Source organism: Stappia sp. BW2 (genome assembly GCF_008107695.1).
Taxonomy (GTDB): Bacteria; Pseudomonadota; Alphaproteobacteria; order Rhizobiales; family Stappiaceae; genus Roseibium.
In genome coordinates, this window is the sequence record NZ_VIRG01000007.1 from 1 (window position 1) to 395 (window position 395).

Annotated in this window: 1 protein-coding gene; it reads left to right on the top strand. The window is 52.4% G+C overall.

Features of this window, described 5'->3' with window-relative positions; genetic code table 11:
- Positions 1–358: MFS transporter (locus FMN63_RS00035; RefSeq protein WP_148581916.1), on the top strand; the 358-nt coding region annotated here is incomplete at its 5' end.
- Positions 359–395 lie beyond the last annotated feature (37 nt).

The window sequence follows — 395 nt, forward strand, 5'->3', positions numbered from 1 at the left end:
GCATATCCGTTACAGCGCGCTGGCGGCGGCATTTAATATTTCGGTGCTGGTTGCCGGTCTGACGCCAACGCTGGCGGCCTGGCTGGTCGAAAGCTCGCAGAATCTGATGATGCCTGCCTATTACCTGATGGTAGTGGCGGTGGTTGGTTTAATCACCGGCGTAACCATGAAAGAGACGGCAAATCGTCCGTTGAAAGGTGCGACACCGGCGGCGTCAGATATACAGGAAGCGAAGGAAATTCTCGTCGAGCATTACGATAATATCGAGCAGAAAATCGATGATATTGACCACGAGATTGCCGATTTGCAGGCGAAACGTACCCGCCTGGTGCAGCAACATCCGCGAATTGATGAATAAGCTGAAACGGATGGCCTGATGTGACGCTGTCTTATCA